The organism is Bacteroidota bacterium (genome assembly GCA_030017895.1).
GTDB lineage: Bacteria > Bacteroidota > Ignavibacteria > UBA10030 > BY39 > JASEGV01.
The window spans coordinates 1-26,688 of record JASEGV010000005.1 but is presented as its reverse complement, the minus strand read 5'-3'; the positions used below and the strand labels follow the sequence as shown (position 1 = coordinate 26,688).

At 37.3% G+C, this 26,688-nt stretch carries 23 protein-coding genes; 2 read left to right on the top strand and 21 right to left on the bottom strand.

Annotated elements, in window-relative coordinates:
• Nucleotides 1-101 precede the first annotated feature (101 nt).
• Nucleotides 102-3,344: a FlgD immunoglobulin-like domain containing protein gene (locus QME58_01960; protein MDI6802595.1), complete on the top strand. Its 3,243-nt coding sequence runs from the start codon at nucleotides 102-104 to the stop codon at nucleotides 3,342-3,344.
• A gap of 310 nt (nucleotides 3,345-3,654) precedes the next feature.
• Here QME58_01960 and prfA read toward each other — a convergent pair whose 3' ends face one another.
• The 21 genes from prfA to QME58_01855 all read right to left on the bottom strand — a co-directional run bounded on the left by prfA (nucleotide 3,655) and on the right by QME58_01855 (nucleotide 26,003).
• Entirely contained in the window at nucleotides 3,655-4,722 is a 1,068-nt protein-coding gene (prfA, locus tag QME58_01955; protein MDI6802594.1) for a peptide chain release factor 1, read from the bottom strand.
• A gap of 8 nt (nucleotides 4,723-4,730) precedes the next feature.
• The gene (locus QME58_01950) at nucleotides 4,731-5,720 is read right to left on the bottom strand and encodes a DUF1385 domain-containing protein (GenBank protein MDI6802593.1); all 990 of its coding nucleotides are present in this window, start codon (nucleotides 5,718-5,720) and stop codon (nucleotides 4,731-4,733) included.
• A gap of 79 nt (nucleotides 5,721-5,799) precedes the next feature.
• Nucleotides 5,800-7,269 carry a polysaccharide biosynthesis C-terminal domain-containing protein gene (locus QME58_01945; protein ID MDI6802592.1) on the bottom strand — a complete coding sequence of 490 codons (1,470 nt, stop codon included), beginning with the start codon at nucleotides 7,267-7,269 and terminating at the stop codon, nucleotides 5,800-5,802.
• Nucleotides 7,266-8,138: a carboxylating nicotinate-nucleotide diphosphorylase gene (nadC, locus tag QME58_01940; GenBank protein MDI6802591.1), complete on the bottom strand. Its 873-nt coding sequence runs from the start codon at nucleotides 8,136-8,138 to the stop codon at nucleotides 7,266-7,268. Before nadC ends, QME58_01945 begins: the two co-directional genes overlap by 4 nt.
• Nucleotides 8,119-8,295, bottom strand: coding sequence for a Trm112 family protein (locus tag QME58_01935; GenBank protein MDI6802590.1), 177 nt, complete (start codon nucleotides 8,293-8,295; stop codon nucleotides 8,119-8,121). Before QME58_01935 ends, nadC begins: the two co-directional genes overlap by 20 nt.
• A gap of 4 nt (nucleotides 8,296-8,299) precedes the next feature.
• Nucleotides 8,300-8,722 (bottom strand): thioesterase family protein, encoded by a 423-nt coding sequence (locus tag QME58_01930; GenBank protein MDI6802589.1) that lies wholly within the window; start codon nucleotides 8,720-8,722, stop codon nucleotides 8,300-8,302.
• Nucleotides 8,723-8,726: 4 nt separating this feature from the next.
• The gene (locus QME58_01925; protein ID MDI6802588.1) at nucleotides 8,727-9,677 is read right to left on the bottom strand and encodes an acetyl-CoA carboxylase carboxyltransferase subunit alpha; all 951 of its coding nucleotides are present in this window, start codon (nucleotides 9,675-9,677) and stop codon (nucleotides 8,727-8,729) included.
• An 8-nt stretch (nucleotides 9,678-9,685) separates the two neighbouring features.
• Nucleotides 9,686-11,647 (bottom strand): glycosyltransferase, encoded by a 1,962-nt coding sequence (locus tag QME58_01920; GenBank protein ID MDI6802587.1) that lies wholly within the window; start codon nucleotides 11,645-11,647, stop codon nucleotides 9,686-9,688.
• A 2-nt stretch (nucleotides 11,648-11,649) separates the two neighbouring features.
• Nucleotides 11,650-12,366 carry a polyprenol monophosphomannose synthase gene (locus QME58_01915; protein MDI6802586.1) on the bottom strand — a complete coding sequence of 239 codons (717 nt, stop codon included), beginning with the start codon at nucleotides 12,364-12,366 and terminating at the stop codon, nucleotides 11,650-11,652.
• Nucleotides 12,367-12,386: 20 nt separating this feature from the next.
• Nucleotides 12,387-13,493 (bottom strand): DegT/DnrJ/EryC1/StrS family aminotransferase, encoded by a 1,107-nt coding sequence (locus QME58_01910; protein ID MDI6802585.1) that lies wholly within the window; start codon nucleotides 13,491-13,493, stop codon nucleotides 12,387-12,389.
• A gap of 88 nt (nucleotides 13,494-13,581) precedes the next feature.
• A complete protein-coding gene (locus tag QME58_01905; GenBank protein ID MDI6802584.1) occupies nucleotides 13,582-14,985 on the bottom strand; it encodes a sugar transferase in 1,404 nt (467 codons plus the stop codon).
• Nucleotides 14,986-14,993: 8 nt separating this feature from the next.
• Entirely contained in the window at nucleotides 14,994-16,166 is a 1,173-nt protein-coding gene (locus QME58_01900; GenBank protein ID MDI6802583.1) for a glycosyltransferase family 4 protein, read from the bottom strand.
• Nucleotides 16,142-17,224, bottom strand: a complete 1,083-nt coding sequence (locus tag QME58_01895; GenBank protein MDI6802582.1) for a glycosyltransferase family 1 protein — start codon at nucleotides 17,222-17,224, stop codon at nucleotides 16,142-16,144. Before QME58_01895 ends, QME58_01900 begins: the two co-directional genes overlap by 25 nt.
• Nucleotides 17,217-18,500 (bottom strand): O-antigen polymerase, encoded by a 1,284-nt coding sequence (locus tag QME58_01890; protein MDI6802581.1) that lies wholly within the window; start codon nucleotides 18,498-18,500, stop codon nucleotides 17,217-17,219. Before QME58_01890 ends, QME58_01895 begins: the two co-directional genes overlap by 8 nt.
• The gene (locus QME58_01885) at nucleotides 18,501-19,445 is read right to left on the bottom strand and encodes a glycosyltransferase family 2 protein (GenBank protein ID MDI6802580.1); all 945 of its coding nucleotides are present in this window, start codon (nucleotides 19,443-19,445) and stop codon (nucleotides 18,501-18,503) included.
• A 2-nt stretch (nucleotides 19,446-19,447) separates the two neighbouring features.
• Entirely contained in the window at nucleotides 19,448-20,113 is a 666-nt protein-coding gene (locus QME58_01880) for a class I SAM-dependent methyltransferase (protein ID MDI6802579.1), read from the bottom strand.
• Nucleotides 20,114-20,138: 25 nt separating this feature from the next.
• On the bottom strand, nucleotides 20,139-21,572 hold the full coding sequence (locus QME58_01875; GenBank protein ID MDI6802578.1) for a flippase: 1,434 nt from the start codon (nucleotides 21,570-21,572) through the stop codon (nucleotides 20,139-20,141).
• Nucleotides 21,573-21,577: 5 nt separating this feature from the next.
• A complete protein-coding gene (locus tag QME58_01870) occupies nucleotides 21,578-22,822 on the bottom strand; it encodes a Wzz/FepE/Etk N-terminal domain-containing protein (GenBank protein ID MDI6802577.1) in 1,245 nt (414 codons plus the stop codon).
• A gap of 17 nt (nucleotides 22,823-22,839) precedes the next feature.
• Nucleotides 22,840-24,495, bottom strand: a complete 1,656-nt coding sequence (locus QME58_01865) for an SLBB domain-containing protein (protein MDI6802576.1) — start codon at nucleotides 24,493-24,495, stop codon at nucleotides 22,840-22,842.
• 14 nt (nucleotides 24,496-24,509) lie between these two features.
• Nucleotides 24,510-25,523 (bottom strand): dTDP-glucose 4,6-dehydratase, encoded by a 1,014-nt coding sequence (gene rfbB, locus QME58_01860; protein ID MDI6802575.1) that lies wholly within the window; start codon nucleotides 25,521-25,523, stop codon nucleotides 24,510-24,512.
• A 3-nt stretch (nucleotides 25,524-25,526) separates the two neighbouring features.
• Nucleotides 25,527-26,003, bottom strand: a complete 477-nt coding sequence (locus QME58_01855; protein MDI6802574.1) for a dTDP-4-dehydrorhamnose 3,5-epimerase family protein — start codon at nucleotides 26,001-26,003, stop codon at nucleotides 25,527-25,529.
• Between the two features lie 312 nt (nucleotides 26,004-26,315).
• Between QME58_01855 and QME58_01850 the strand changes: the two genes are divergently transcribed.
• The coding region (locus QME58_01850; protein ID MDI6802573.1) for an IS1380 family transposase at nucleotides 26,316-26,688 on the top strand (373 nt) is incomplete at its 3' end.

The following is a 26,688-nucleotide window of genomic DNA, read 5'->3' as shown; positions in this document are numbered from 1 at the left end:
ACACAACCTGCCCGTTGGTAAATGTCCCACAGGTTGTATAATTTGACAAACAAAAATACATCTAACAAACATAAAACAATATTACTAATTAGGAGTAAGTTATGAAGTACAAATTACAAAAATTAATTTTACCTATCTTAATTATGGTAGGTATGATAGCTGCGACGATTGATGCAAACGGGCAGCTAAACCCGCCGGAGGGTTTTAAAAAAGAGAGAGTAATAAATAAAAATGTAACCTCACCATATCCCTACCGGACGATTAGGTCAATCCAATACAATCACCCTGACTCATTAGCTAAAGCTGATTTGGTCCAATTTTCAAACCCAGCAGCTTATTGGCATTTGCAAAAAGCGAATTTTATAACTCCGGATCCAACCGGCACTCGGAGTTTGGATACAATAACAATCGTAGGTGTTGTTGTTATTCCTGCAAAAATATTTGGATATACAGGAAACGGTTATACTATGGTTATCGCTGATACCGGTTATTATTCTGATCCTGAATATAACAGCCAACAATTTAGAAATATATTATTAAGAGCACCAGTTGGTTCCGCTAATCCCGGGGATTCAATTTATTATCAGTATATGCTAAATCCAGAGCCCGGAGATATAGTTAGAGTAACTGGCTGGGTGTGGGAATTCCCAAGCTATAATGATGGTGGGTGGGCAATGCACAGCATGACACAATTTGTGCCTTTAAAGGATACATTAGGAGCTCCAGCCAATATTATGGAGATAATAGAATCCAGTTATCCTCTTCCTAATTATAAAATCATACCTCCGGATGAAAATCCATTTTATCAAGGTATTTGGCCAGGCAAAATTAAATTTTCTACCGGTGAACCTTTAGAATCTGGTTTTGTCAAGATGTATAATCTAAATGTAACTGAAATACTGAGTTCAGGGCGTGGAACTGTTAATATGGTCGATGATATGGGAAATTCAATCTCGACTTATGATGCATCAAATTGGTTCACCTATGACGCTGCTCGGCGTAATCCTGCTTCAACTTATATTATGCCTGCTGTTGGAGCAAGAATCGATTCAATACGTGGTTGGATGTCGCCTGTTACTGGTGGAGAAGCTTCACGAGGGTACCGCATTTCACCAATTTATGATGGCGATATAAAATTTGGAACTCCCAATCCAATTATAACACAACATAGACGAGAACCTGTAGTTGTTCACCCTGATAGTAATCCAAAAGTAACTGTAAGAGTATATAAATTAACTGGTGGAAATGACATCGTTACTGATACTTTGTATTATAGCATTAATGGAGGACCTTTTCAGAAGAAACGAATGTTTGGTCCATATCCGGATTCATCAGCTTTTCTACTAATAGGTAAGTACCCAGCAGGAACAACTGTACGTTATTTCATGAAAACTTTTGCGAGTGATGGTCGTTCCGCAACTCTGGCAAATTCCGCATCAGGACCGATGGGGCAAGATACGTCTAAAGGATTTTTCTTTTATGAAGTGTTAAATCGAGAGTTAACTATACAAGACATACAATACACACCATATCCAAATGGTCGAACACCTTATCTCGGAGCAAATCCTGTATCAGTCACAGGTACTGTAACTGTAGATACTTCGGATATAGGGCTTTCACCTCTAAATGTTGCAGGGACAAATTCCTGGTATATACAGAGTGGTAATGCACCGTGGAGTGGGTTATGGATTGTTGGGCCAGAATCTACTTTAGCAAATGTTCGTAAAGGAGACAGCATACGTGTTACAGGTAGAATAATTGAGAACTTTGAAGTTACACGGATGGATAGTATTAGACATCCTATTCAGATTATCGCTACCGGCAGAACAGTTCCGGCACCAGTTTCATTACCAACCTCGACATTTACATTTGGTGAAAGAGCGAATGGAGATCCGATCGCCGAAATGTGGGAAGGTATGTTAGTAAAATTTGACTCTGTACATGTAACAAATATCTGGCCTGTATTCTCCGATCCTACTGAGTTTGATGTAAATGACGGTTCTGGAACAACAACGATAAGGCGGGATGGTAAACATCACTTCTCGAATGTATTGGCTGATACGCTTCTCGGTATGAATATTCTATCGCTTGATGATAAAATCACGCCATTAACTGGTGTGGTGTACTATAGTTTTAATAGGTATAAAATTGACCCGAGACAAAATTCTGATTTCAATGCGGGGAATCTCTATAGTTACAATCAAGGTTGGAATTTAGTATCAGTTCCATTTATTCCTCGCGATACTTTAAACTCAAAGAAAATAAACGTATTCCCGGATGCACAATCAAATGCCTTTGCATATTCTGCCGGTTATAACTCAAAAGATACACTGTATAACGGGATAGGGTATTGGCTTAAATTTACAAATCCCGTTGTTCGTCGTATGCATGGACGTAGGGTCAATTCTGCACAAATTTATGTAAATGCGGGTTGGAATTTAATTGGTTCGATTACAAGCCCTGTTGCCACGAGTACTGTAACTTCAAATCCTCCTGGGATGATTGCTTCACCATATTATGCTTACAACAATGGATATACAGTATCTACTAATATCGAACCGGGGAAGGCTTATTGGATAAAGGTTGCTAATTCAGGAACCTTAACTCTTGGTGGTATTTCACTATTCTTGAATAAAGAAACAGAGCAATTTGCAAAAATCGAAGAATATAATACAATAACGATAACTGATAAAAACAACATGAGCCAGACACTCTATGTCGGTTTGGACGCTGAAGGAAAGGTAAAGAATGAACTTTATGGAATGCCTCCTTCGCCACCTGCGACACTGTTCGATGTCCGTTTTGCATCACAGAGAATTTTAGAAACTTATCCGATGAGTATCGAAAAATTCGTACAACATACGGTAAATATACAATCAGCAGAATATCCGATTACAGTTTCATGGAATATCGTCAACAGTGGCGGTAAAAACTTCTTGCTCACCGATGCTGCAAACGGTAAACTTATCGGAGTTAAAGAACTGAAAGGTGAAGGAAGCTTGAGAGTTACAAACCAAAACTTAACTTCTCTGATGTTAAAGATTGAAAACGGCGAAGAAATTCCGATGGAGTTTGCACTCGGTCAGAACTATCCGAACCCGTTCAACCCGACTACAAAGATGACTATTGCGGTTCCAAAAGCTGCTTTGGTTGAGATGGTAGTGTATAACATACTTGGACAGAAAGTTCGTACTTTAGTGAACGAAATCCGTCCTGCCGGTTATCATACAATCGAGTGGAACGGAAAGAACGAGCAAGGAAACAACATCCCGAGCGGAGTTTACTTTATTCGTATGGTCAGTGGTTCGTTTACGCAAGTAAACAAAATGTTGATGTTGAAATGACGATATAAAAGTGCGACTCACTTTCGGCGAAGCCGTCACTTCGGGAAAAGTGATTCGCATATGTAACACGAAACCCGCCTTGATAAACAGGGCGGGTTTTATTTTTATCAAGTAGGGGTTACTAAAAGTCATTGCGAGTCTGCCACGTGCGGACGAAGCAATCTGGATCTTCTAAATTCGAGCGTTGAGTTCTGCCTTTGCGGAATTAACTTTGTTGAAACTCCATTACCTACAAGCACAGCAACCGAGTCGGGCGTTGAGCGTGTCGAAACGCCCTTGATTGCAAGTCCAGGCAGCCGAGAAAAATTATTTACTCTGCGTTAGCTAATTTTTCTGTTTTATCAACAAGCTTGAGTTGTTCTATCATTTCATCAATCTTCCCGTCGATGAATTCTGAGAGGTTATAAAGAGTTAACCCGATTCTATGGTCGGTTACTCTGTTCTGAGGGAAATTATAGGTTCTAATTTTATCGCTTCTGTCGCCGCTTTTTACCATCGATTTTCGTTGTGCCGAGACTGAATCGTTTTGTTCTTTGATTTTTGCTTCATACAATTTAGCACGAAGCATTTTCATCGCAAGTTCCTTGTTCTTAAATTGTGAGCGCTCCTGCTGGCAAGCCACGATTACTCCGGATGGATGGTGGGTTATTCTCACGGCGGTTTCAACTTTATTTACATTCTGCCCCCCTTTACCGCCAGCTCTATATGTGTCGAACTGTAAATCGGCGGGGTTAATTTCAATCTCGACATCCTCAACCTCAGGAAGCACTGCGACTGTGGCTGCTGAAGTGTGCACGCGACCTTGCGACTCTGTTTCGGGGACACGCTGAACTCTGTGAACTCCAATTTCAAATTTTAATTTTCCGTACGCCTCTTGTCCGCTGATTCTTAAAATTATTTCTTTGAAGCCGCCTTTACCAGATTCGCTGAAATCTAATAACTCAACTTTCCAATTGTTCTTTTCAGCAAACCTTGAGTACATTCTGAATAAATCAGCCGCAAATAATCCAGCTTCGTCGCCACCCGTACCGGCTCGGATTTCAAGCAAACAGTTTTTTGTATCGTTCGGGTCTTTGGGAAGCAATAAAGTTTTCAAGCCTTCTTCAATAGTGAAAACTTTTTTAACAGCTTCTTCTTTTTCCGATTGTGCTAAATCTTTTATGTCCGGGTCGGAAGAAGTATCCAATAAATGGTTGATTCCGTCTAAATCATTCTTTGCTCTGAGATAACTTTCGTAAACACGTACTATATCTGATAGCTCACTGAATTCTTTATTAAGTTCTCTGAATTTATCTTGATTGTTTATAACAGCAGGGTCGCTCAACAGTTGTGTAATTTCTTCAAATCGTGCTTTAATTCTTTTTAATCGTTCAAACATACTTATTCTTAAATGTTATCCGCTGGAATTATTTCAGAGGCTCCAATTCTTAAAGAAACTTGAAGAGCTTTTAATGCAACTTCAATCTGGTCGTCTGTCGGTTCTTTGGTTGTAATATTTTGCAGCCATAAACAGGGTGCTACAAGAATTTTACCAATCGTTGTATTGCTCTTGCGTGCCGACAATCTGATAAATTCATAAGCGGCACCTCCAACAAAAGGAACGAGCGGAAGATGTGTTAAAAGTCGTGTAAATATATTCATCGGACCGATATATTGAATATATAACGAATCGAATATGCTAAAAATAAAAATGGAAGCTAACATCACAATTAAAAGAAAACTTGTTCCACATCGGGGATGAAACCGCGAAAATATTCGTGCACCTTCGATTGTGAGGGGGGCTTTCGATTCAAAAGCAAAAACCACTTTGTGCTCAGCCCCGTGATACTGAAACACACGCTGGACATCTTTCATAAATGATATCGCAGTGATGTATATAATCAAAAGTAAAAGTCGGACGCTGCCAGAAATAAGATTGAAGGCGAATGCGTCTTGTTCAACTTGAAAAAGATGAGTTGCAATAAAAAGTGGTGTAACGAAAAATATCGCCATACCGATTGCAAATGCAACTAGAACCGTTAGAGCTAATTTCCAGCTTGAATTGCTGCCCGCTTTTTTGTTTTTCTTTTTTCCATTCTTTGCTTCTGCTTCTTCGATGTCCATCATCGCAATATCAGCAGAAAAATTTAAAGTTCGCACACCCAAAATCATTATCTCAACTAAACCGACAGCACCCCGAAGGATAGGTGTTTTAAAAAATTTTTTCCGCTCAGCGAGTGTGTGAAATTCTTCTTTTTTAATCACGATTTCGCCGTTGGCTCTGCGGACAGCGGTTGCCACCATACCGGGAGCACGCATCATCACACCTTCGATTACAGCTTGACCGCCAACTTGCATAGGCTTGTTGGGGTCAAAATTTATTTTATTTTCACTCACATATTTTCCAATATTTGTTTAATTTCCGCTTTAATATACAAAAATAGGCACTCATAAACTAAAAGATCACACGGTTGGTTTACGGTTTTTTGTTACTGAGGGATGAGAGGAGTTGCTTTAGCTTGTTTATTTCTCCCTTTCTAAAAAAAGTAAATAGATAAAGAAGAATAACGAAAACAAAAAGGACCAGTAATTTTAAAATCAGATGATACTCAGTTTTTGGGATGCTGAAAAACAGTATAAATGTAAGAGCCCCTGCAATTGTTATTTTAAGGATGCGTATGAATTCATAATTAATCTTATAGAATTTTTGTGAGTAGAAAAACATCAGCACGGACATTGTGATGTAACTTGCTAACGTTGCCACAGCCGCACCCATAATTCCGATAGCAGGGATTAATAAAAAATTTATTACGACATTTACAGCAGCTGCGGTAAATGTTATGATAGGGAGGTATATTGTTTTTTTCTCCAAATAAATACCGGCGGAAAAAGTGAGCGACAGACCATAAAATAAATAACCTAACATAATAATTGGAATGATGTTTAACCCAACCCAATAATCGGGGTGGATTATAAACCTGCCGGAAATTTGTATTTTAACAATATCTTCAATGAAGAAAGTAATGATCAATAAAACGATGCTCATCAGCAGAAAAAAGTAAGTTGTGATTCGGGCGAAAAGCTCTTTCGCATTATCATCTTTGGCGCGGGCGAAGAAAAAAGGTTTCCACGCGTAGTCGAACATCGAAACAACGAGCATCATGAATATCCCAAGTTTGTAATTTGCCTGATATATTCCGACTGAGGCATTATCGGTTAGTGCCCGCAGTATCGGACGGTCGATTACCTGAATTACCATCAAGGCAAAACCGGCGGGCAGGGAAGGGAGCCCGAATTTTAATAAAACTTTATAAAGATCACCAGAAAAATTGAATGTTAAATTTTTCAAAACGGTGGGCAGTAGAAAAATAAAAGTAATCAGCGATGCAATTGTTCCGCTAATAAAAATACCTTCAATACCCATTTTATATTTTACAAGAAGTAAAATATTTAATGATACGTTAATGACTATGTTAAGAAATTTTATTGTCGCAAAAAGTTTAGCTTTATTTTTCTGCCGGAGGAGTGCAAACGGAACTATTGCCAACGCATCAAAAAATAATATTAGTCCTGAATATAAAATGATTGAAGAATAATGGAGAGGAATATTAACAGCTTCGGCAATGGGAGTTGCGAGTGAGATAATTATGCCCGAGAATATAAAAGAAGTTGTTGCAATCGAGATAAAAGGAGTACTGAAATTTTGTTTTGGATTTCCTATTTCCTGAGAAGCGGAATATCGAAAATAAGCCGACTCCATCCCGTAATTGTATATCACATTAAGAAATGCAAGCAGAGAATAAATATATGCCGTGATCCCATAATCGCTTGGAGAAAGAAAGTTTGTATAAATGGGGACAAGCAGAAAATTCAGCAACCTACCCAGGACAGTGCTTGTTCCGTAGATTAATGTATCTTTCCCTAACCGGGTGATTTTATCAATCATTTAGAAGTTAATCTCGTTTTTACATTCAACGATATATCGAGCGAACGAACCGAATGAGTAAGAGCACCGATTGAGATGTAATCGACACCGGTTTCAGCTATCTCTAAAACATTATGTAGATTCACGTTACCCGAAGCTTCAACTTCTACCCTGCCGCTTATTAAAACAACAGCTTTTGTCATTTCGTTAACCGCAAAATTATCTAACATAACCCTATGAATTCCTGGAAATTTCAGAGCTTCGCGGATTTCATCAAGGTTCTTGGTTTCGACTTCAATTTTTAATTTTAAGCTACTCGCATTAAGATAGTTCAAACATTTTTCAATTGCTTTTGAAATTCCACCGGCAGCTTCGATATGATTATCTTTGATTAGAACCATATCATCTAAACCATATCTGTGGTTTACTCCGCCCCCAATTTTTACAGCTAACTTATCTAAAAGGCGCATACCGGGTGCAGTTTTGCGGGTGTCGGTAATTTTTGCCCTTGTCCCTGCAACAGCTCCCACAAACTGTCGAGTCAATGTAGCTATACCACTCATCCTTTGCAAGAAGTTAAGGGCTGTACGCTCAGCTTTCAAAATACTTGTGAGAGGACCGGCAATTGATCCTGCGACTGTTCCTGCTTGAATATAAGCACCATCGTTTGTCGTTTTTTTAAATGTAATCTCGGGATCGACAAATTGGAATACAAGCGATGCCAGACCAAGTCCAGCAATCACCCCGGTCTCTTTCACTAATAATTCTGCATCACCTAAGATATCTGATTCAACTATCGACTCGGTTGTTATATCACCGAGTCCGATATCTTCGGATAATGCTTCTTGTATTATCCGGCTTATTCTTGAGTCATTGAGTAGGTCTGTCATTATCCTTTTCCTCGAGTATCATTATCGGTATATCGTTTTCAATTCGATAGACTTTACCACAACCGTTACAGTTCAGATTATTTAATTCGGATTTGTATTCAAGTTTTTCGTGGCATTTTGGACAAATAAGAATATCAAGAATTTCTTTACTTATCATTTTATTAATTCCTTGAGTCGGTGAATGCCGATTCCAATAATTTCAAAAATATATTAGGTGGGCGAGTTGGTTTATGTGTTTCCGATAACACAAAGCTATGAACCGTGTAGCCCTCTGCAATCAACTCATTTGTTTTGCTATTTCTGACTTCATACTCAAGTTTAATTCTTGCGGTCGGTAATTCTTTAAGAACTGTAATAACATCGATCAAGTCGTCATAAGCGGCAGGCTTGAAATATTTCGCATTAGCTTCAATGACCGGGAGTATGTATCCCATATTTTCTAATTCGGTGTATGCTAAACCGATTGATCGCAATAATTCTGTCCTCCCGCTTTCGAAGTAAACGAAATAATTCGAATAATAAACTATATTCATCTGGTCGGTTTCTGCGTATCGAACTCTTATTTGTGTTGTATGTTTAATCAAAATCTTATTCTTCCCAGTCGCCCATGTTAGCGTATTTTTCAATTCGCTTTTCAATCAACTTATCCGTCGGTATTTTTTTGAGTTTCTTTATTTCTTCAAGAAGAACGGTTTTTAGAACGGATGCAGCTTCATCGGGATTGCGGTGAGCCCCGCCAAGCGGTTCAGGAATTATTCGATCGATGATACCTTGTTGTAACAAATCAGGTGCGGTTAATTTAAGAGCTTCAGCCGCTTTTTCTTTGTGTTCCCAACTTCGCCATAAAATGCTCGAACAAGACTCGGGTGCAATTACAGTGAACCAGCAGTTCTCCATCATCAATACTCTATCGCCAACGCCTATTCCTAATGCACCTCCTGATGCTCCTTCGCCGATGATTGTTACTATAATCGGAGTGGTGAGATGCGACATTTCGAAAATATTGCGTGAAATCGCTTCTGCCTGCCCACGTTCTTCAGCCTCTAATCCAGGATATGCTCCGGGTGTATCGAGCATGGTAATTACGGGGCGCTTAAACTTTGCTGCTAATTTCATTAACCGAAGAGCTTTGCGGTATCCTTCAGGATTTGGCATACCGAAATTCCGGTAAACATTCTGTTTTGTGTCTCTCCCTTTCTGAGTCCCGATTATCATCACAGGTTCGTTATCTAACATCGCGAAGCCGCCTACAATTGCCTTATCGTCGCGAAAGTTTCTATCGCCATGCAGTTCGATAAAATCGCCGGTCATCATCTGAATATAATCGAGCGTATAAGGTCTTTCGGGGTGGCGTGCCATCTGTACACGTTGCCATCGTGAAAGATTTTTGTATATATCTTTTTTCATTAGTTCTAACTTGCTCTCAAGTGTATTGATCTCGTCCGTCAAATCGATGCTCTGTCCTAACTTTTTCATCTCTTCGACTTTCTGTTCGATTTCGTAAATCGGCTTTTCAAAATCTAAAATTACTTTTGGCATAGGTACCTCTATTTATTTCTGATTGTATTAAAGAACCACTTAATTAATATTTCAGTATCAAGTAGTACAGAATAATTTTTTAAATAAAATATAGTGTATTTATCGACATCATTTGCGTTCAAGAAAGATTTCTGTTCAATCTGAGCTAATCCAGTTAATCCGGGTTTTAACAGTGTAATTTCGTTAACAACATTATCTATCGGAGATCCGACCAAACTATATTTACCGGATATAACTTCCGGTAGTAAATTATAATAAAATTTTTGCTTAATTGCCTTCTTGAATGGAAAGAAGATAACAAACATTACCGACGCTATCACTATATCGAAAACACGCTTCGTAATTTGATATATTTTAGAATCTAACTTGTAGTCGATTTCGATTAACGGCAGGTCGTTCAGATTATCGATATGTGTTTTGCCGATGATTACTTCTAAACTATTTGGTACCATTCGATAATTTACTTTACGTCTTTTTGAGCGACCGATAACGGATAATATATTTTTATACGATAACTCATCGGTCGAAAAGAGCACATCGCTGATTTTGTATCTTTCAATTATTTTACCGATAGTACTCACACTTCCGATAATATCAATGCCATCTATATTATTACCGATTTGTTTTCGATTCAAGTCAATAAATCCTACAACATTATAATCATACCGCATCGGTAAACGAAGTTTTTGCAAAAGGTGCCGGGCATTTGCAGATGTGCCTACTATCAAAGTTCTTCTTCCCCCAAAACCACTCTGACCAATTTTACTATACCGCAAAAATATCTTAATTATCAATCTCCACATCGAAAGTAATCCTACTGAAATCACAGCAGAATAAATAACAACAATTCGACTAAACGCGAACTGTTTGAAAAAATATGTGAGTGCCGAAATAATTGTGAACCCAATAATTACAGAAAGAATTATCCGTGTGATTGAGTGTTTATGTTTGTTGTATCCGCCAGAAAAGTAATTGGTAGTAACAACAGCCAATGCCGGTATTAAAGCCATAGGCAAAAAAGCATAGTCGGGTATATTTACAGTTTTACCGAAACGAAAATAAAAACCTAAAACGATAGAAACGTTAATTAAAACACAATCTGTTAAAGGTATAATCGAAGATTTGATAAGTCTGGAGAATGACGCTAACCACGAACGAAATACGATTGCCAAGTGTAATATGAAAAGAATGAGAGTGGAGTGTTTGAGATGTTTTCTGACAAAAATGTGCATAGCATTGTAAAACATTTTAATGTCGTCAAGGCTGCTCTGTTTTGTGCTCTCGCCTTTGTAATGGATAATTTGAGTTTTGTGATAGTACAAAACTTTCCAACCTGCTTTGAAGATTCGATAACACCAATCGAGGTCTTCGCCATACATAAAATACGATTCATCGAGTTTGCCCACTTGTTCGTAAACATCACGCCGTAAAAACATAAACGAACCGCTGACCGCTTCTACCTCATAAGTTTCATTCGGGTTTAAATAAGTTAAATTATATTTACCAAATAGTTTAGTGTTAGGGAATAAAGCACTTAAACCTGAAACTTTAGTAAACGCCGACCAAGGTGTAGGTATGCTGCGCCGGCAGGCAAGTTGCAAGCTGCCATCAGGATTCAGGATTTTACATCCGGCAAGCCCGATTTGAGGATTGTTTTCGAGATATTCGATTAGCGAAGTGAGTGTATCTTCTTGAACAATCGTGTCGGGATTTATCAACAGTATATATTTACCTGAAGATTGAGATAATGCAATGTTGTTGGCAGCGGCAAATCCTAAATTAGTTTGATTTACGATAAGTTTGACATAGGGAAATTTTGCTTGAATTAACTCAACGCTGCCATCATCCGAAGCATTGTCGACAACGAAGATTTCCCCTTCGATGTTCCGCATCGCTTTTTGGATTGACAGCAGTGCGTTCTCTAAAAAAGAACGAACATTATAGTTTACTATTATTACTGAGAGTTGCATTATTAAATTTTGCCAAGCAAACTTTGTAATTTTAGTTTCCAAACTAAAAATACTGCTTCGTAAATAATATTTTTGGACATTTTAGAAGAACCGTGCGTTCGATCTACAAAAATAATCGGGTGCTCTACAATTTTAAATCCCTTTTTCCAAGATTTGAAATTCATTTCGATCTGGAAAGCATAACCATTCGAGTGGATTGCGTCCAAATTTATTGTTTCCAAAACTTTTCGACGAAAACACTTGAACCCACCTGTGGTGTCTTTAATCGACATACCGGTGATGATTCGTGTATATAAACTTGCACCATAGGATAATATCAATCTTCGTATGGGCCAGTTTAAAATTCTAACACCATCTATGTATCGGGAACCCAATACCACATCAAAGTCCTTTATCTTTCTTAGAAAGTTGGGAATTTCGTTCGGGTCATGCGAAAAATCGGCATCCATCTCCATTACGTAATCGAATTTCTTTTCGATTGCAAATTTGAAACCTGCAACGTAGGCAGTTCCGAGTCCCATCTTGCCTGCCCGTTTTATCAAATGTATTTTAGAATTATTCTGTTGCATCTTTTCAACTATCGCTGCAGTGCCGTCTGGAGAGTTGTCGTCAACAATCAGCATCTCGACTTCGGAGTCTTGAGATAAGACTGTATTAATTAGCCGTTCGACGTTTTCGGCTTCGTTATAAGTTGGTGTTATGACTAATGTTTTTGACATAAACTAATTTCAAATAGTTATTAGATTGTTTTTAAAAAATTTTTAACTTCGCTGGCGATGTAATCCTGCATTTCGAAAGTAAGTTCAGTGTGCATTGGAAGTGAAATTACTTCGTTCGTCATCTGTTCAGTAACCGGTAATTTTATATCGGGCGATACAAGGTTAATGTATGCTTGCTGTTTGTGAAGAGGAACAGGATAATAAATGGCGTGCGGTATTCCTTTCGATTTTAAATGTTCTGCTAGCTTGTCCCGCTGCGGAACGCGTAGCGTGTATTGATGGAAAATATGTTTAGTATAGTCTTTCACTTTGGGTGTAATTGCCGGTGTGTTCTCGAAAAGTTTATTATAAATTCCGGCTGCTTTACGGCGAGCGTCGTTCCACTCGTCCAAATATTTTAGCTTCACATTTAATACAGCAGCTTGTATAGAATCGAGCCGGCTGTTCACACCTAAAATTTCGTGATAGTAACGTACTTTAGAACCGTGTAAAATAATCATTCTTAATTTATCCGCAAGCTGGTCGTCGTTTGTTACAACCATTCCAGCATCTCCGTATGCACCTAAGTTTTTGCTTGGGAAGAAACTAATAGAGCCGATATCGCCGATTGTGCCAACTTTCTTGCCTTTATAGTCTGTACCCATTGCCTGTGCGGTATCTTCAATTATATGTAAACCATATTTTTTGGTAATTTGTAATAGCGGGTCCATGTCGACTGAATGCCCATAAAGGTGGACGGGAATAATGGCTTTTGTATTTTTTGTAATCGCAGCTTCGATTTTTACCGGGTTGATATTGAATGTATCTGACTCAATATCGACATAAACAGGTTTTGCCCCGAGTAGGGCAATGGTTTCCACAGTGGCAACAAATGTGAAGGAAGTTGTTATTACTTCGTCTCCGGGACCGATGTTAAGAGCCATTAGGGCGACCTGTAACGCATCGGTACCTGAGGCGCATCCTATAGCATGTTTCACTCCTAAATATTTTGCGGTATTGGACTCGAAGTCTGAAACCGTTTTGCCAAGTATGAAGTGGCCGGTATCGAGTACAGAGTGAATCGCTGCATCAATTTCGGGTTTAATTTTTTTGTATTGTGTGACTAAGTCAACAAGTTGTAAGTTCATATTGTTTAATTCTAATTATTGATAATGGATAATTTAAATATATTTCAGATTTATATTTTTAAAATTTTACTTTTGAATTTTTAATTGTTCAATGTCCTTTACCTAAGAAAACCACCGCTAAGGTATGGAAAAGTATTTTAAAATCCATCCTAAGCGACATGTTCTCTATATAAAATAAATCGTACTGTACTTTCTTTTTCACATCGTCGATGTTTTCATCGTATTTATGCTTTACCTGTGCCCAACCTGTGATACCGGGTCGTATTTTCAGCCGCCTTTTATAAAGGGGTATTTCCTTTGTGAGTTGTTCTACAAAAAAAGGCCGCTCCGGTCTCGGACCGATTAGACTCATGTTGCCATCTAAAACATTGATAAATTGAGGAATTTCGTCCAACCTCAGTTTGCGTAAAAATTTTCCTACGCGTGTAACTCTGGCGTCATCCTTGTTCGCCCACACAGGTCCTGATTTATGCTCGGCATCTTCGACCATCGAACGGAACTTAATTATCTTGAATAATTTTTCATCTTTTCCTACACGTGCCTGAGTATAAAATATCGGTCCTTTTGATTCAAGTTTAATCGCAATAGCTAAAAGAATCCAAATCGGTAAGCCAAGAAAAAGTATTAAAAATGATACACAAATATCTATTAGTCTCTTAACAGCGTGTTCCCACGGCTGCATTAACTCTGTAGAGATTTCAATTAACGGGAAGCCGTAAATTTGGTTTGTTCGTGCTTGTCCGCTTATAATATCGTATAAGTCGGGTATTATTTTAATTCTAACATCGTTACCGTTGCACGCAGCGATTACATTCAACAATTTATCGTGCTCGGTTGAATCAAGCGCGATAAGAACATCCTTTACCTTGTTGCGCTCGTTGATAGCGGGGAGGTCTTTTACCGATCCGAAAACTTGTACTCCTTTATGGCTCGCACTCACAATTTCGTCTTCAGTTGAAACAAACCCTATGATACTATGTCCTAAAGCCGGATACTGCTGTATCCTGTCGAATAATTCTATTGCTTTGTTATTCCACCCGACAATAACAGTGTTATTTAATCCGATACCGCGTAATAGCAGACTCCGTTGGAAGGTATGATAGAGTAATCTGCCGGTGGAAGTACACCCTAAAAGTAAAGACCAGTAGATTAATATCAGAAAGCGCGAGTGCATGGGAGAGCCAACACTCTGGTCGTCCATGAATATGATGAAGAACAAGAATAAGGTACCGAAAACAGAAGCTTTAGCGAGAGCAATAAATTCATCGAGGCGGGATTGAGCGTACCAAGGGCGGTACAATCCAAAGAAGAATAAAACGATTAGCCAATATACCCAAATGATAATCATTGGCAGCCATAAATCGGGTTCTACGGCATATGATACCCAGCCACTTCGAATTCTGAACAAATAATAAGCAAACCACGCTAGATTAATAGCAAAGAAGTCTATCAGTAATAAAAAGTATTTTTCTTTTGAAAATCTACCTTGCATAATTAGTATTAAGATAAAAGATTATCGTAAAGTTTACAAATATCGGTAACGGTCTTCATTTCGTCAAATTCTCTGCGGATAGGTTCTTCATTATCAACGCAATTATTATAAAATTTAGGATACTCTTTAATCAGTTTTTTGATTGAATTTTGGAGTAATTCGTCATTTAATGGAGGAATCAATAAACCATTATAGTCATCAATAATTATTTCGGGTGCGCCATCTAAGTTATAAGTTATCACAGGTTTTCTCATTAATAATGCCTGTGGAATTACTCTTGGCAAACCTTCATGAAGCGAAGTGTGAATCACTGCATCCATAGCCGATAAATAATCAGGAATAGCTGAGGGAGGAACAGCGCCAGTAAAAATCACATGTTCGTTTATGCCTAGCCCTTTAACCTTCGTAACTAGCTCGTTCATCATTTCGCCGTCGCCAACGAACATAATTTTAACTTGAGGAAATTCCTTGATGATATTGGGTAAGACTTGTATTAGGATAGAATGACCTTTAAGTTTTGATAATCTTGAGATTTTTCCAATAACGAAATCATCCCTCTTAAATCCTAACATCTTTCGGTATTTATCAGAGGTTTCAGGATTTACTCGATAATCATCGGTGTTAAACCCGCTTCTTATAACAACGAATTGTTCATTTTTTCCAACTTTATAATGCAGTGACTCCTTAACTATCTGGTTAGAAACTGCCACGAGGACTGATGTTATTTTTGCTGATAGTTTTTCTATAAAAATATACAACCATCTGATAATTGAATTTTGATAAGAATGGAACGGTAGCCCGTGAATTGTATGTACAATGTGCTTTACACCCGCTAATCTTGCGGCAAATCTGCCAATTATACCGGCTTTCGAACTATGAGTTTGGACAATATCAAAATTTCCTTCTTTAATTATTTTTTTAATATGGAATAAAGATTTTAGGTCGTATATTGGATGTATGTTTCTTTTTAAGTCTGGAATGATTGTAACATTCAGACCAAATTCTTTTGCAATGGGTAGCATATTTCCCTCAGACGAGATGTGAGAACCCGAAATAATAGTAACATCATACCCTTTATCTTTTAGTCCCTTTGCAATTGAGACGACCGTCTCAGTTGCTCCTCCGACGCTGAAAAGAGTTATGATATGAAGGACCTTTATTTTTCTTTTTTGTGATTCCATATTGCTTCCTTGTAAGCAGCTATATACAGTGGCACAAGATTCTTCCATGAATATTTATTTAACTGTTCGGCTGCGGATTTATTTCTTAATTCGTAATTCCTATCTTCCAATGCACACTTAATTGCGGAATAAAAATTATCGACATCGTCTAAATCAAAAAAGTAAGCGGCGTTTGATGCAATTTCTACGCTTGCAGGAATTCGACTAGCTACTATTGGTTTTTTGCAGTACATCGCTTCTATCAGTGGAATGCCAAAGCCTTCTGTTCTAGATGGGAAAACAAAAATAGTGGATTGTTTGTAGAGTTTTGCCAGTTCATTAAGATTTGGATTCTTCACCCAATTTACAATATCCCCTGCATCTTTCATCTCTGATGCTATTGAGTCGAAACCGAAACCGGCTGAGCCTGCTAGTATCAACTTTAGTCGAGGAAGAGCGCCTGATTTAACTCCTTTAACGGTGTTCTTTATGAGCCATTCTGTATTTTTTTTAACAGATAAACTCCCGACGAAAAGTAACGTAGGTATTTCGGAATGTAAAATCGATTCTGTTGAATCGGCTGCACCGATAAATTCTTCTGATAAACCTATTCCTATCGGTCTGATTTTATTGTCAGGAAAATCGTATCTGTTTAATATCGATTGTTTAACTGCTTCAGATACTGTTAGAATAATTTCCGCGCGTCTGAATGTCAATGCAATTATGCGTTTAAAGTATAACCTATAAGCGAAAGAATATGTCGAGGGATAGATAAGAGCATCAATATCGTGAATGGTACTTACAAATGGAGTCTTCTCAATGTTTTTTGGTACGTACACATTTGTAAAGTGAACAATATCTGTATTGCCAAAAACTTGCTTAGATAGTTGGTTTAATTTCCATAAGTAATTAAGTCTCCTAATAGAACGCAGTTTCCGAGAAGTAGAAGTTATAGTACTTTCTTTAATGTTGATCTCATGCTGCCCGTAATTATTTAGAGCATTTACTAAGCCCGTGTGATATGTTCCGATTCCTGTATGGTGTGGGGCATTACCACTATCAATCAATACATCAATCATTTCTACAACCATCAGAAAATATGTGTAAGTCTGTAATTTGTTTTCTTTCGATCAATTTTTGGGATACAAATAAGAGGACGAAATTGAAAACAAAATTCAGGGATGTCAAAGCATTTGTGAAGAATGAAAATATAACAACAAACAACATCATTGAATACATCGAAATTGATACAATTGATGGTTTATGTCTCATATATTTATGCAATAAGCTGGTAAAGACTCCTAGTAAACAGGATAAAAAAGACAAGCCTATTAATCCAAAATCATAGTAATAATCCCAAAAAAATGGAAAGGTATTATAGCCGCTGACAAGAAAAACTCTCTCATGCAATCCGAAATAGGACGAAAGCCAATGTTTCAATCCAGACAGCGCCATTAAAAAATCGAAACTAAAATATCCATAGGTAAAATTTTCTAAACGAACGACAGCTCGTGCAAAATTCTCCAAATTCATTACAATGTACATATATGGTCCTGTAAAAACAGCATATTCCGATGTATATTTCATTTCAGAAACGACATACAAAAAGTTTTCTACATATCTTGTTTCCCGAAAATATTGAAGGAATACCATTAAACCGAATAGGATTGTAGCAGAGATTAAGATATTTCTAATCCGAACATGCCTGCTGGCATAATACATAAATCCTAATGCCATAATAAAAAATAATACATAATAAAGTCTATTAAGAAAGAAAAGGTAACTTAGTAACGTAATAATAAAATATATTGCAAGGATGATTTTATTTTTATAATGAGCGCGGACTAAAATGTAATACTCAAGAACGAGAAACAAAATAATTGGCATAGCTCCAATAAAAAGGTGAAGTCCGGTAATCGGTATTTCACTTCTTGCTCGATCGGGGAAAGCGGCAAATAGTGGTAGGGTGCCATATGAAACCCACTCCACGATATAGACTATTACATATAGTAAAAATAATCCTGTAATTAAGCGATATAGCATTACATGGTTTATCTTTTCATTCAGAATAATTTTACGCATTGTACTTACAGGATATAAACTCAGGCGAGTAAATAATACTTGTACAATAAATATTCCTAGAAGGAACGACCCAATACTAAGGAATAAACAAAGCCAGGCATAATTCTCCCATTGATGTTGAAGTCGGCTGAATTTAAGATCTGTTAAGCCAATAGCAATCGCCCAAACAAACAAAAACACTTTCGCAGGGGAAAAAACATCACTCCCACGACGGAAATAACTAATCAATATTAGACCCGCAACTAAGAAACAAAATATTGATACGATACTCATTTATTGCTTAAAGTTTTGTTTTGTACTTTTGTGAGAATCTAAAAGCTGGTAGCCCCTGCCTTTATAAAACCGACCGGTAAAGTAATCTGCTATTCCTAACCTTGCGGCAATAACTAAATAAGGTTTAGTAAAACTCCATAAGACTATTTTCAACCCAAGCACACAAAAAAGATAAATAAATCCGAATGTTTTTGAAAAACCACTCGCGGAAAGTTTTAGAAACAACAAGCGATTTCTTACGCTGAAATATAATGGAAAAGGAAGTTCTCCCTCATGATTTACTTTGTGAAAAAGTATAGCGTTACGTACATAAAGAAGGTCAAAATTATTATTAACAAACCGGGAACACATTTCAGTATCTTCGAGATACATAAAAAATCGTTCATCAAACAAACCGATAGTTTGAATGGCTGAAACTCTGATCAAGAATGCACAACCAGATATAAATGTAACATCTTGAATATCTTGAGAACTCGTATTATTTACATCTAGAAATGAACGATTTGTGAACCCAGAAGCTCGCCAATATTTTATTTTACCTCCCGCATACCATATTTTCGAAGTATCAGGATAGTAATAAATAGTACCACTTGCTGCCGCAGCCTTTGGCTTTTGTAAAAGCGCGTCAACTAATTTGCTAACATAATGGCTGTCGGCAATTGTGTCGCTATTGATGATAAGAAGATACTCGGGCGAAAATTTAAATGCATGACGAATTCCTAAATTCATCCCACCGGCATACCCCAAATTTATTTTGGATCGTAAAATCTCAATATCTGGATACGCTGCGCGTATGCGTTCGACAGAATCATCGGTCGACGCATTATCCACAACAATTAGATGTAAAGTGGAGTATGAGGATTTCTTTAATGAATCTATACAATCTATTGTATCGTTAGCCCGCATGTAATTAAGTATGATCGCAATAACTAATGGTTTTCGCATTACTAGTTCTTCCTTCGTAATCGAAAAACATATTGAAAAGTGAAAAACTCCTTTAGTAATCCAAGTGATAACAAGTTAAAAAGTTTTCCCTTTGGTGCCACATTACAAACCACTTGATCGATATATAAATTATTCAGTTCAAATAATTCTTTTAAATTTGCAAGAGTAAAGAAACGTAGATGTCCCTTATCAAGCACTCCTGATGTCTGATAGTCAAATCTTCCCTTGAATACTAAGCCACCCCAAACTCGTATATGGCGAGCGTTTGGGATAGAAAGAAGTATATATCCGTTGTTGTGAAGTTTTTGAGTTAATTTATTAAGTAATGACCAAGGATCGATTAGATGTTCTAAGACATCAGCGCATACGATGGCATTAACTTCGGGTACTTTAGACAGGTCGAATCCTTCGATATCTGATGTAAATATTTGGGTGGACCATGATTTTGCTATTTTTGCCGAAGGTGCATGGATTTCAATTCCGTATATCTCGCGAAAAAGATTTTTTTCCCTCGATATTTTGCCTAAAGTTCCATCGCCACACCCAACTTCAAGCATTCTTTCTTCCGGTTGTAAGAGAGAAACCACCGCTGGATTTAGGCGTTGATAGTACTCTGAAGATTTTGCTTCGTATAGATTTATTTTACTTTTAATATTAATATTGACCATAAAGTTGTAATACTTTTTTAAAAACTTAAATTATTTTTTTGAATGCGAATAACAGCGACCTATCTTCAATTGAGTATCCGATAAAATATACGATCAATACATAAGAGATCATCATGATTATTAAACCTAGAACAAGAGAATGTATCCCTAATGCGATAAAAGAAATTACCATAATGATAGTGATACCTGTAACAAGAATCTGGCGAATACCGAACAAGAAAATCGGCCCGAATGATTTAACGGATACCGCAATTATGTATAATATACCAGCGACGGCATTTGTAATAAGAGAAACTAGGGCAGCGCCTTGAATACCATACTTGGGAATCGCATAAGCATTCAACAAAAAATTCATAAATGTTACTGCCACAACTATATACATACGTATCGTTTGTTGTTTGGATGTTGTAAGAATAAGAGCAAAAGTCTCAGAAGCAAATCTTATAAAAAGAATAAAAGCAAATATACGTAAAATAGGTATAGACTCAATAAAGTTACCTGATCCATATACAAGTCGAATTATCTCATCAGCGTAAACAAAAAGCGAGACTGAAAATGGGAGACCGATAAACATTAATGTTTTTCCAAGTAGTGTGTTGAGACGTATCCAACGTTCTCTATTCTCAGAGTGTAGCCTAACGAGCGTAGGGAGTAATGCGCTTATCAAAACATCTGGAATAACAAGTATTAATACAATGAGTTTCATCCCGGGCTGATAAAACCCCACCGATATATCATCTTTCCAGTAAGCTAACAGGATTGTATCTAATTGAAAATATAAAGTTCCAAATAAAAGATGAATACCGAACGGGAGTCCCTGCTTAAAAGTTTTACGCCAGCCAGTGAATGATATCTTGAATGTGTCAAGCTTCGCGATCTTGGAAGTTCTTGGAACAATGAGTATAACACCAATTAATTTACTACATGCAAACAATAATGCAATATAGATTAAAGGTACATGTAACAATCCTAGGATGAACAATCCAATAAGAAGAAAAATGTTTTGAAAAAATGAAGTCCTCGTTTCCTCAAATAATATTTCATGTCCTTTGAATAAGGCAAAGAAAAAACTTGTAACAGAATTCCCGATGATGCTTATGCTTAGAACCATCATGAGTAATTGTGTGGGAGGGCTAAAATTTGATATCGCCGCGATCAGAGTCATAAGAACAATTGAACCAAGTGCAAAAATCATTTTTAATGGTAGAAATCTTTGAACTAATTCACTCGTACAATCGGGAGAGCGAGCGATTTCGGTAGTTAGCAGGAGGTCAAAACCGAAGTCAGCGAAAATATAAAATAATATTAGGTAAGTATGTGCAATTGTATATTGTCCGAAAGCTTCGGGGCCATAGATACGTGCAATACCCACGAAAAGTAAAAAATTTGTAAACAAACGAACGAAAGAAGATAAAAATGAAAAGAACGAATTCCGCTTTATTCGCAGTGCTGAATCCATTTTACTTATTCTTTCTGGCGCTTGATCTTCAGCCCAAACCAATCCTTCTTGAGGATCTTGAAAATATAGTTATATTTTTCCGGATTGCTTTGGGATAATCTATCAAACATCTCTCTCGTGAAGATAATAAACAAACCTATAACCGATGATATCACAAAAGCCATTAATACATAAAGAGATACTTTCGGTTTTGCTTTTCTCTCCGGAACTCCAGCTAGGTCGAGCACAATTACAGATGGCGTGCTCCTTCTTTCTTCAACTTTTGCCTGTTCAAACAATGGAGTAATAAATTGTAAAATCTTATACTGAATTTCTAAATTGCGATAAAGTCTAATGTATTCAGCCCCTAACTCGGGTGCTTGCTTGAATGGGATTAAAATTTTCATCTGGTCGTCACCAATAGCAATCCCCGAATTCATTTCATTGATTTTCTTTTGTAATTCCTGGACTTCTATTTTTGCGGTTGCTACGAGTGGGCTTTCCTCTGAAAGCGTTCGTTTCATGATATTCAATTCAACTTCTTTCGAAGTCAATTTACCAACAATTTCGGCGCCCGCTTTTATTGATGCTTCTATTTGTTCGGGCATAGCAATGACGCCAAATTTCTTTTGGAAAGTTTTTAATGCCTCTTCACTATTTTTCATATCAATTAGATTCTGATTATATCTTTGCTCAATAAATTCTCTATTTCCTCGGGCATTTTGTGCATGAAGTTCAGAATTTGTCTTATTCAATAATCCCACAAAATAGTTAGCCATTTCAGCAGCGCGTTGTGGACTTTTATCGTAAACTGAAATCGTTAAGTTGCCTTCATCTTGAACTTCAATTGCAACGTTTGAGAGTAATTCTTTTGTTGTTTTTTCTATTGGATAACTGGAAATATCGTAAACCTTAACTAAATCAAACTTCTTTATCACTTCACCTAAAACGGTTGAACTTTTTAGTATTGCAATATATCTATCTGTTTCAGAAGGACCGGTCAATGAACCTAATTTTTTACCGGGTGCAAATGTTTTTACTAATGAAGAAATCCCATCCATACTAGAAAACAAATCAGCTTGCTCGGCCGGGAAAACAGATGCTGTCGCTTTGTACCATTTTGGACTTATAAAAGCAATAACAGTTGTAATAATAGTTACGCTCAGTATAAACCATACTAAAAAACGCCGATACTTTGTTAATATTGAGATAAAGTCAAGTAATGTCGCACCTAACGTAATTGTTTTATCTTCTTCTTTAATCTCTTCCATAGAGCCTTTCTGAAATTTTATTTAGATACCTGTACAATTAATACCGCAATTCCCACTACAACACTCAATATACTCGCAGTTTGAGCTAAGACAGTAGTGTAGTAGGCAAATGTTCTTTCTGGTGTCTTGGGCACCCAGATATAATCACCTTCTTCAATTGTTGTTTCGTCTGGATCAAGCCATTGTTTTGTTTTACTTTTAATTATTTTAACATCACCTTTGCGGGCTGCATCGGTGAAACCGCCGCATTTGGCAATGTAGTATTCCATCAACCCGCCTTTCATGAACGGTATATGTCCGGGGGTAATAACTTGCCCAAAAACATAAATAGTATTTTTTATAGAAGGTATTTGGATGTAGTCGCCATCTTTGAGTAAAACATCCTGCGATTTATCATTTTGTAAAAATAATTTTTCGAAATCTACGTTCACGATTTCTTTTTGGAGGCGAAGCTCAGTTTCCATATAGTATGAAGCTGTATCGTCGATAGAAATGCTGCCGCGCATGCTCATAATCCGTTCTATATCTATCTCGCGTGATGAGACAGATCGCCTGTAAAGTTCAGCCGATTTTAAAGATGCAAATTCTGTAAAACCACCAGCCGATCGGAGTGCATCGGATAAACGTGTATTGTTTTTTGTAATCGGGTATGTGCCGGGATATTTGATTTCGCCACCGATATATACAACAAAATCTTCCCTCATCTCTAATTTTTGTTTAACAATAATTCTATCACCCGGCTCAAGAAGGATATTTTTGGAATTTCCGTTATTAATTTCGCTCAGTTTTAGTATTCTCGTTTCCAGGATTTTTGCGTCGCTGTCGAGACGCGAGAACTCGATACTATCCAAATTTGCCAAACGTGTACAACCAAGTGCTATTTTCAAAGCATCGGTAATGCTGTCGCCCTCGACGTACTCGAATCTTCCCGGATTATTTACTTCGCCGTAAATACCGATAACATTCTTATATGGATTTTTCCTCGGTACAATAACAACATCCCCTTCGCGAAGGTAGGGATTCTGTTTGTCTTCTTTTGTAGCTAAAAACTTTGGAATATCTATCCTGATGGTTGAACCGTCTTTTCGTTTTAAAAGAATGTTTCGGGTGGACATTTTTTCGAGGACTGCGGAAAGTTCTCCATGAGTTTGCCGCTGTGCCACTGTATTGGCAGCTTGTAGTGCTTTATCGACACGATCAACCGATGACAGAGTATAGAGCGCCGGATTCAATACATTTCCTGATACGGTAACTATAATTGGTCGCGGTTCTAGTAGAGTTATAGTTATCTCACTTGTAATATATTTTTTGCGGACTTCGGTATTAACTATTTTTTTTACCTCGGCTAAAGTCTTATCAGCAACTTTCACTTCACCAACTGTAGGAATAATCAGTGTACCTTCAGGGGTAACTGTCAGGACAAAATTAACTGCAGGACTTATCCAGATGTTTACAGCAATTTTATCAGAAGGTCCTACAAAATATTTTTCAGGATCAACTGCTCCTTCTAAAGCTACTTGTTGTGGTTGCTGCATTAATTGCTGCGCTTGTCGGGATTTCGAATCAAAGCTATCAAAGATATTGCTTGCTTCCTTGTCTTTGCCAAACTGTCCAAATACAGTTGATGTAAAAAGTAATAGCAGAAAGAAAACTATGTTTTTAATTTTAATCAATGTTCAGTTCCTCATTATCTATTTTCGTACATGTTTTTGTAGTATTCTTGATACTTGCCGCTGATGATTCGCTGCCACCAGTCCTTGTTGTTTAAATACCATTCGACTGTTTCAGTAATACCTTCTTCGAATGTATAACGTGGCTGCCAGCCAAGTTCATTTTTGATTTTTGTGGCATCGATTGCATAACGTAAGTCGTGCCCCGGTCGGTCTTTCACATACGTAATCAAACTTTCCGGTTTGTTCAATTTAGCTAAGAGTAGTTTGACGATATCGATATTTTTCCATTCGTTGTTACCGCCGATGTTGTACACCTCACCAACTTTTCCTTTGTGAAGTACTACATCAATAGCTTCGCAGTGGTCGATGACATGCAGCCAGTCGCGAACGTTTGTGCCTTGCCCGTAAACAGGGAGGGGTTTGTTGTTGAGCGCGTTTGCTATCATCAACGGAATTAATTTTTCAGGGAATTGATACGGTCCATAATTATTTGAGCACCGGGTTATTACAACGGGAAGTCCGAATGTATGTTGATACGCGAGAGCAAACAAATCAGCGCTTGTTTTGGAAGCCGCATACGGACTGTTAGGATGTAGTGGAGTATCTTCTGTAAATTTTCCTGAACTTCCTAACGAACCATAAACCTCATCGGTTGATACTTGTAGGAATTTTTCTATTCCTTTTTCCTTTGCTGATTCTAATAGCACCTGAGTTCCGAGGACGTTTGTTTCAACGAATACGGCAGCGCCCACAATACTCCGGTCGACGTGAGATTCAGCCGCAAAGTTTATCACCGTATCAATTTGATATTTTTCAATAACATTTGTAACAATTTCTTTGTCACAGATATCGCCTCTTTCAAAATTGTAATTCGGATTTGATTCGATGCTTTTCAGGTTTTCTAAGTTGCCAGCATAAGTAAGTTTATCAAAATTTACGATTTTATAATCGGGATGTTTTTCAAGAATGTAATGAAGGAAGTTGCTGCCAATAAACCCGGCTCCTCCGGTGACTAAGAGATTTTTCATAGATTAATCTTCAATTTTAAAAATTGTGTTAGGGTCTTTTTCGTGTCGGATTTCGTCAACTTTTTCTTTTTTCCCGTTGCCCATAAACAATCGGTTTGGGTAGTTTGTAACCATACCTAATGTATCTCCGATATTTTTATACGCATGAACGATGCCGGGTGGAACGAGTATCGATTTTGGTTCATCTTCACCGGCAAGAACAGTCATTTTATTCAGATAAGTTGGGGAATCTTTTCTGTTATCCCAAAGATAAATTTTAAAAGTTGAGGGACCGATGAATCCAAACAAATCTGACTGATCAATGTGCTCGTGGGGACCCCGTGCGACTTGAGGATTTGTCATTGAAATGTAAGCCATAGCGGGATGAAATTCTGTTAAAAGTTCATCGTTGCGAAAAGTTTCGATAAGCCAACCGCGTTGGTCTGAATATTTACTGAGTATTTTAACTGCCACACCATTGATCGGGGCGTCTTTGAACATCCTGATTCCTAAATAGTTTTAAAATTTGCTTGAAAATAAGAAAAAAAGCTGTAAAAAACAATGGTAGCAATATGTTCGGTAAGTATTCCTTTATGCTTTTATGAAAATTCTGTGGAATTAATCTACAAAATGCTCATATTAAAATCAAATGAAGAGGGCTGATTAATAAACCCAGATTGTTCAATAGGCTATAAATTTCTAATGACCGCCATTAGGGAAAAGTGTAGCTAAGTTGTTATTTTATTATAAGTTGAGTTATATTATGTTAATCTAAAAACGATAATTTATTAAGTAAGAAAAACATACACCAAAATGGAACTAAAAATCGAATTTACAGACAAAGAAATCACACCTTGGGGCGGCATGGTTTTAATGAAGAAATTGATAGAAAAGACAAAAATAAATGAAGTTTTAGAAAGACTATACTTACCTAAACAGAAATCAAATCGAGGTTACAATCCGATACAGTTAATAAATAACTTTTGGGTGAGTCTATGGAGTGGTGCCAATAGATTTGAACATTTAGAAGTGACAAGATTTGATAAAGTGATACAAAATATATTCGATTGGAAAAGGATGGCTGGACATAAATCATTTCAAAGGTATTTTAAGAAATTCGGTCAAGCAGACAACCAGAGAGTTTTTACTGAACTGTTTAAGTGGTTTTTCAATCAGATAAAATTAG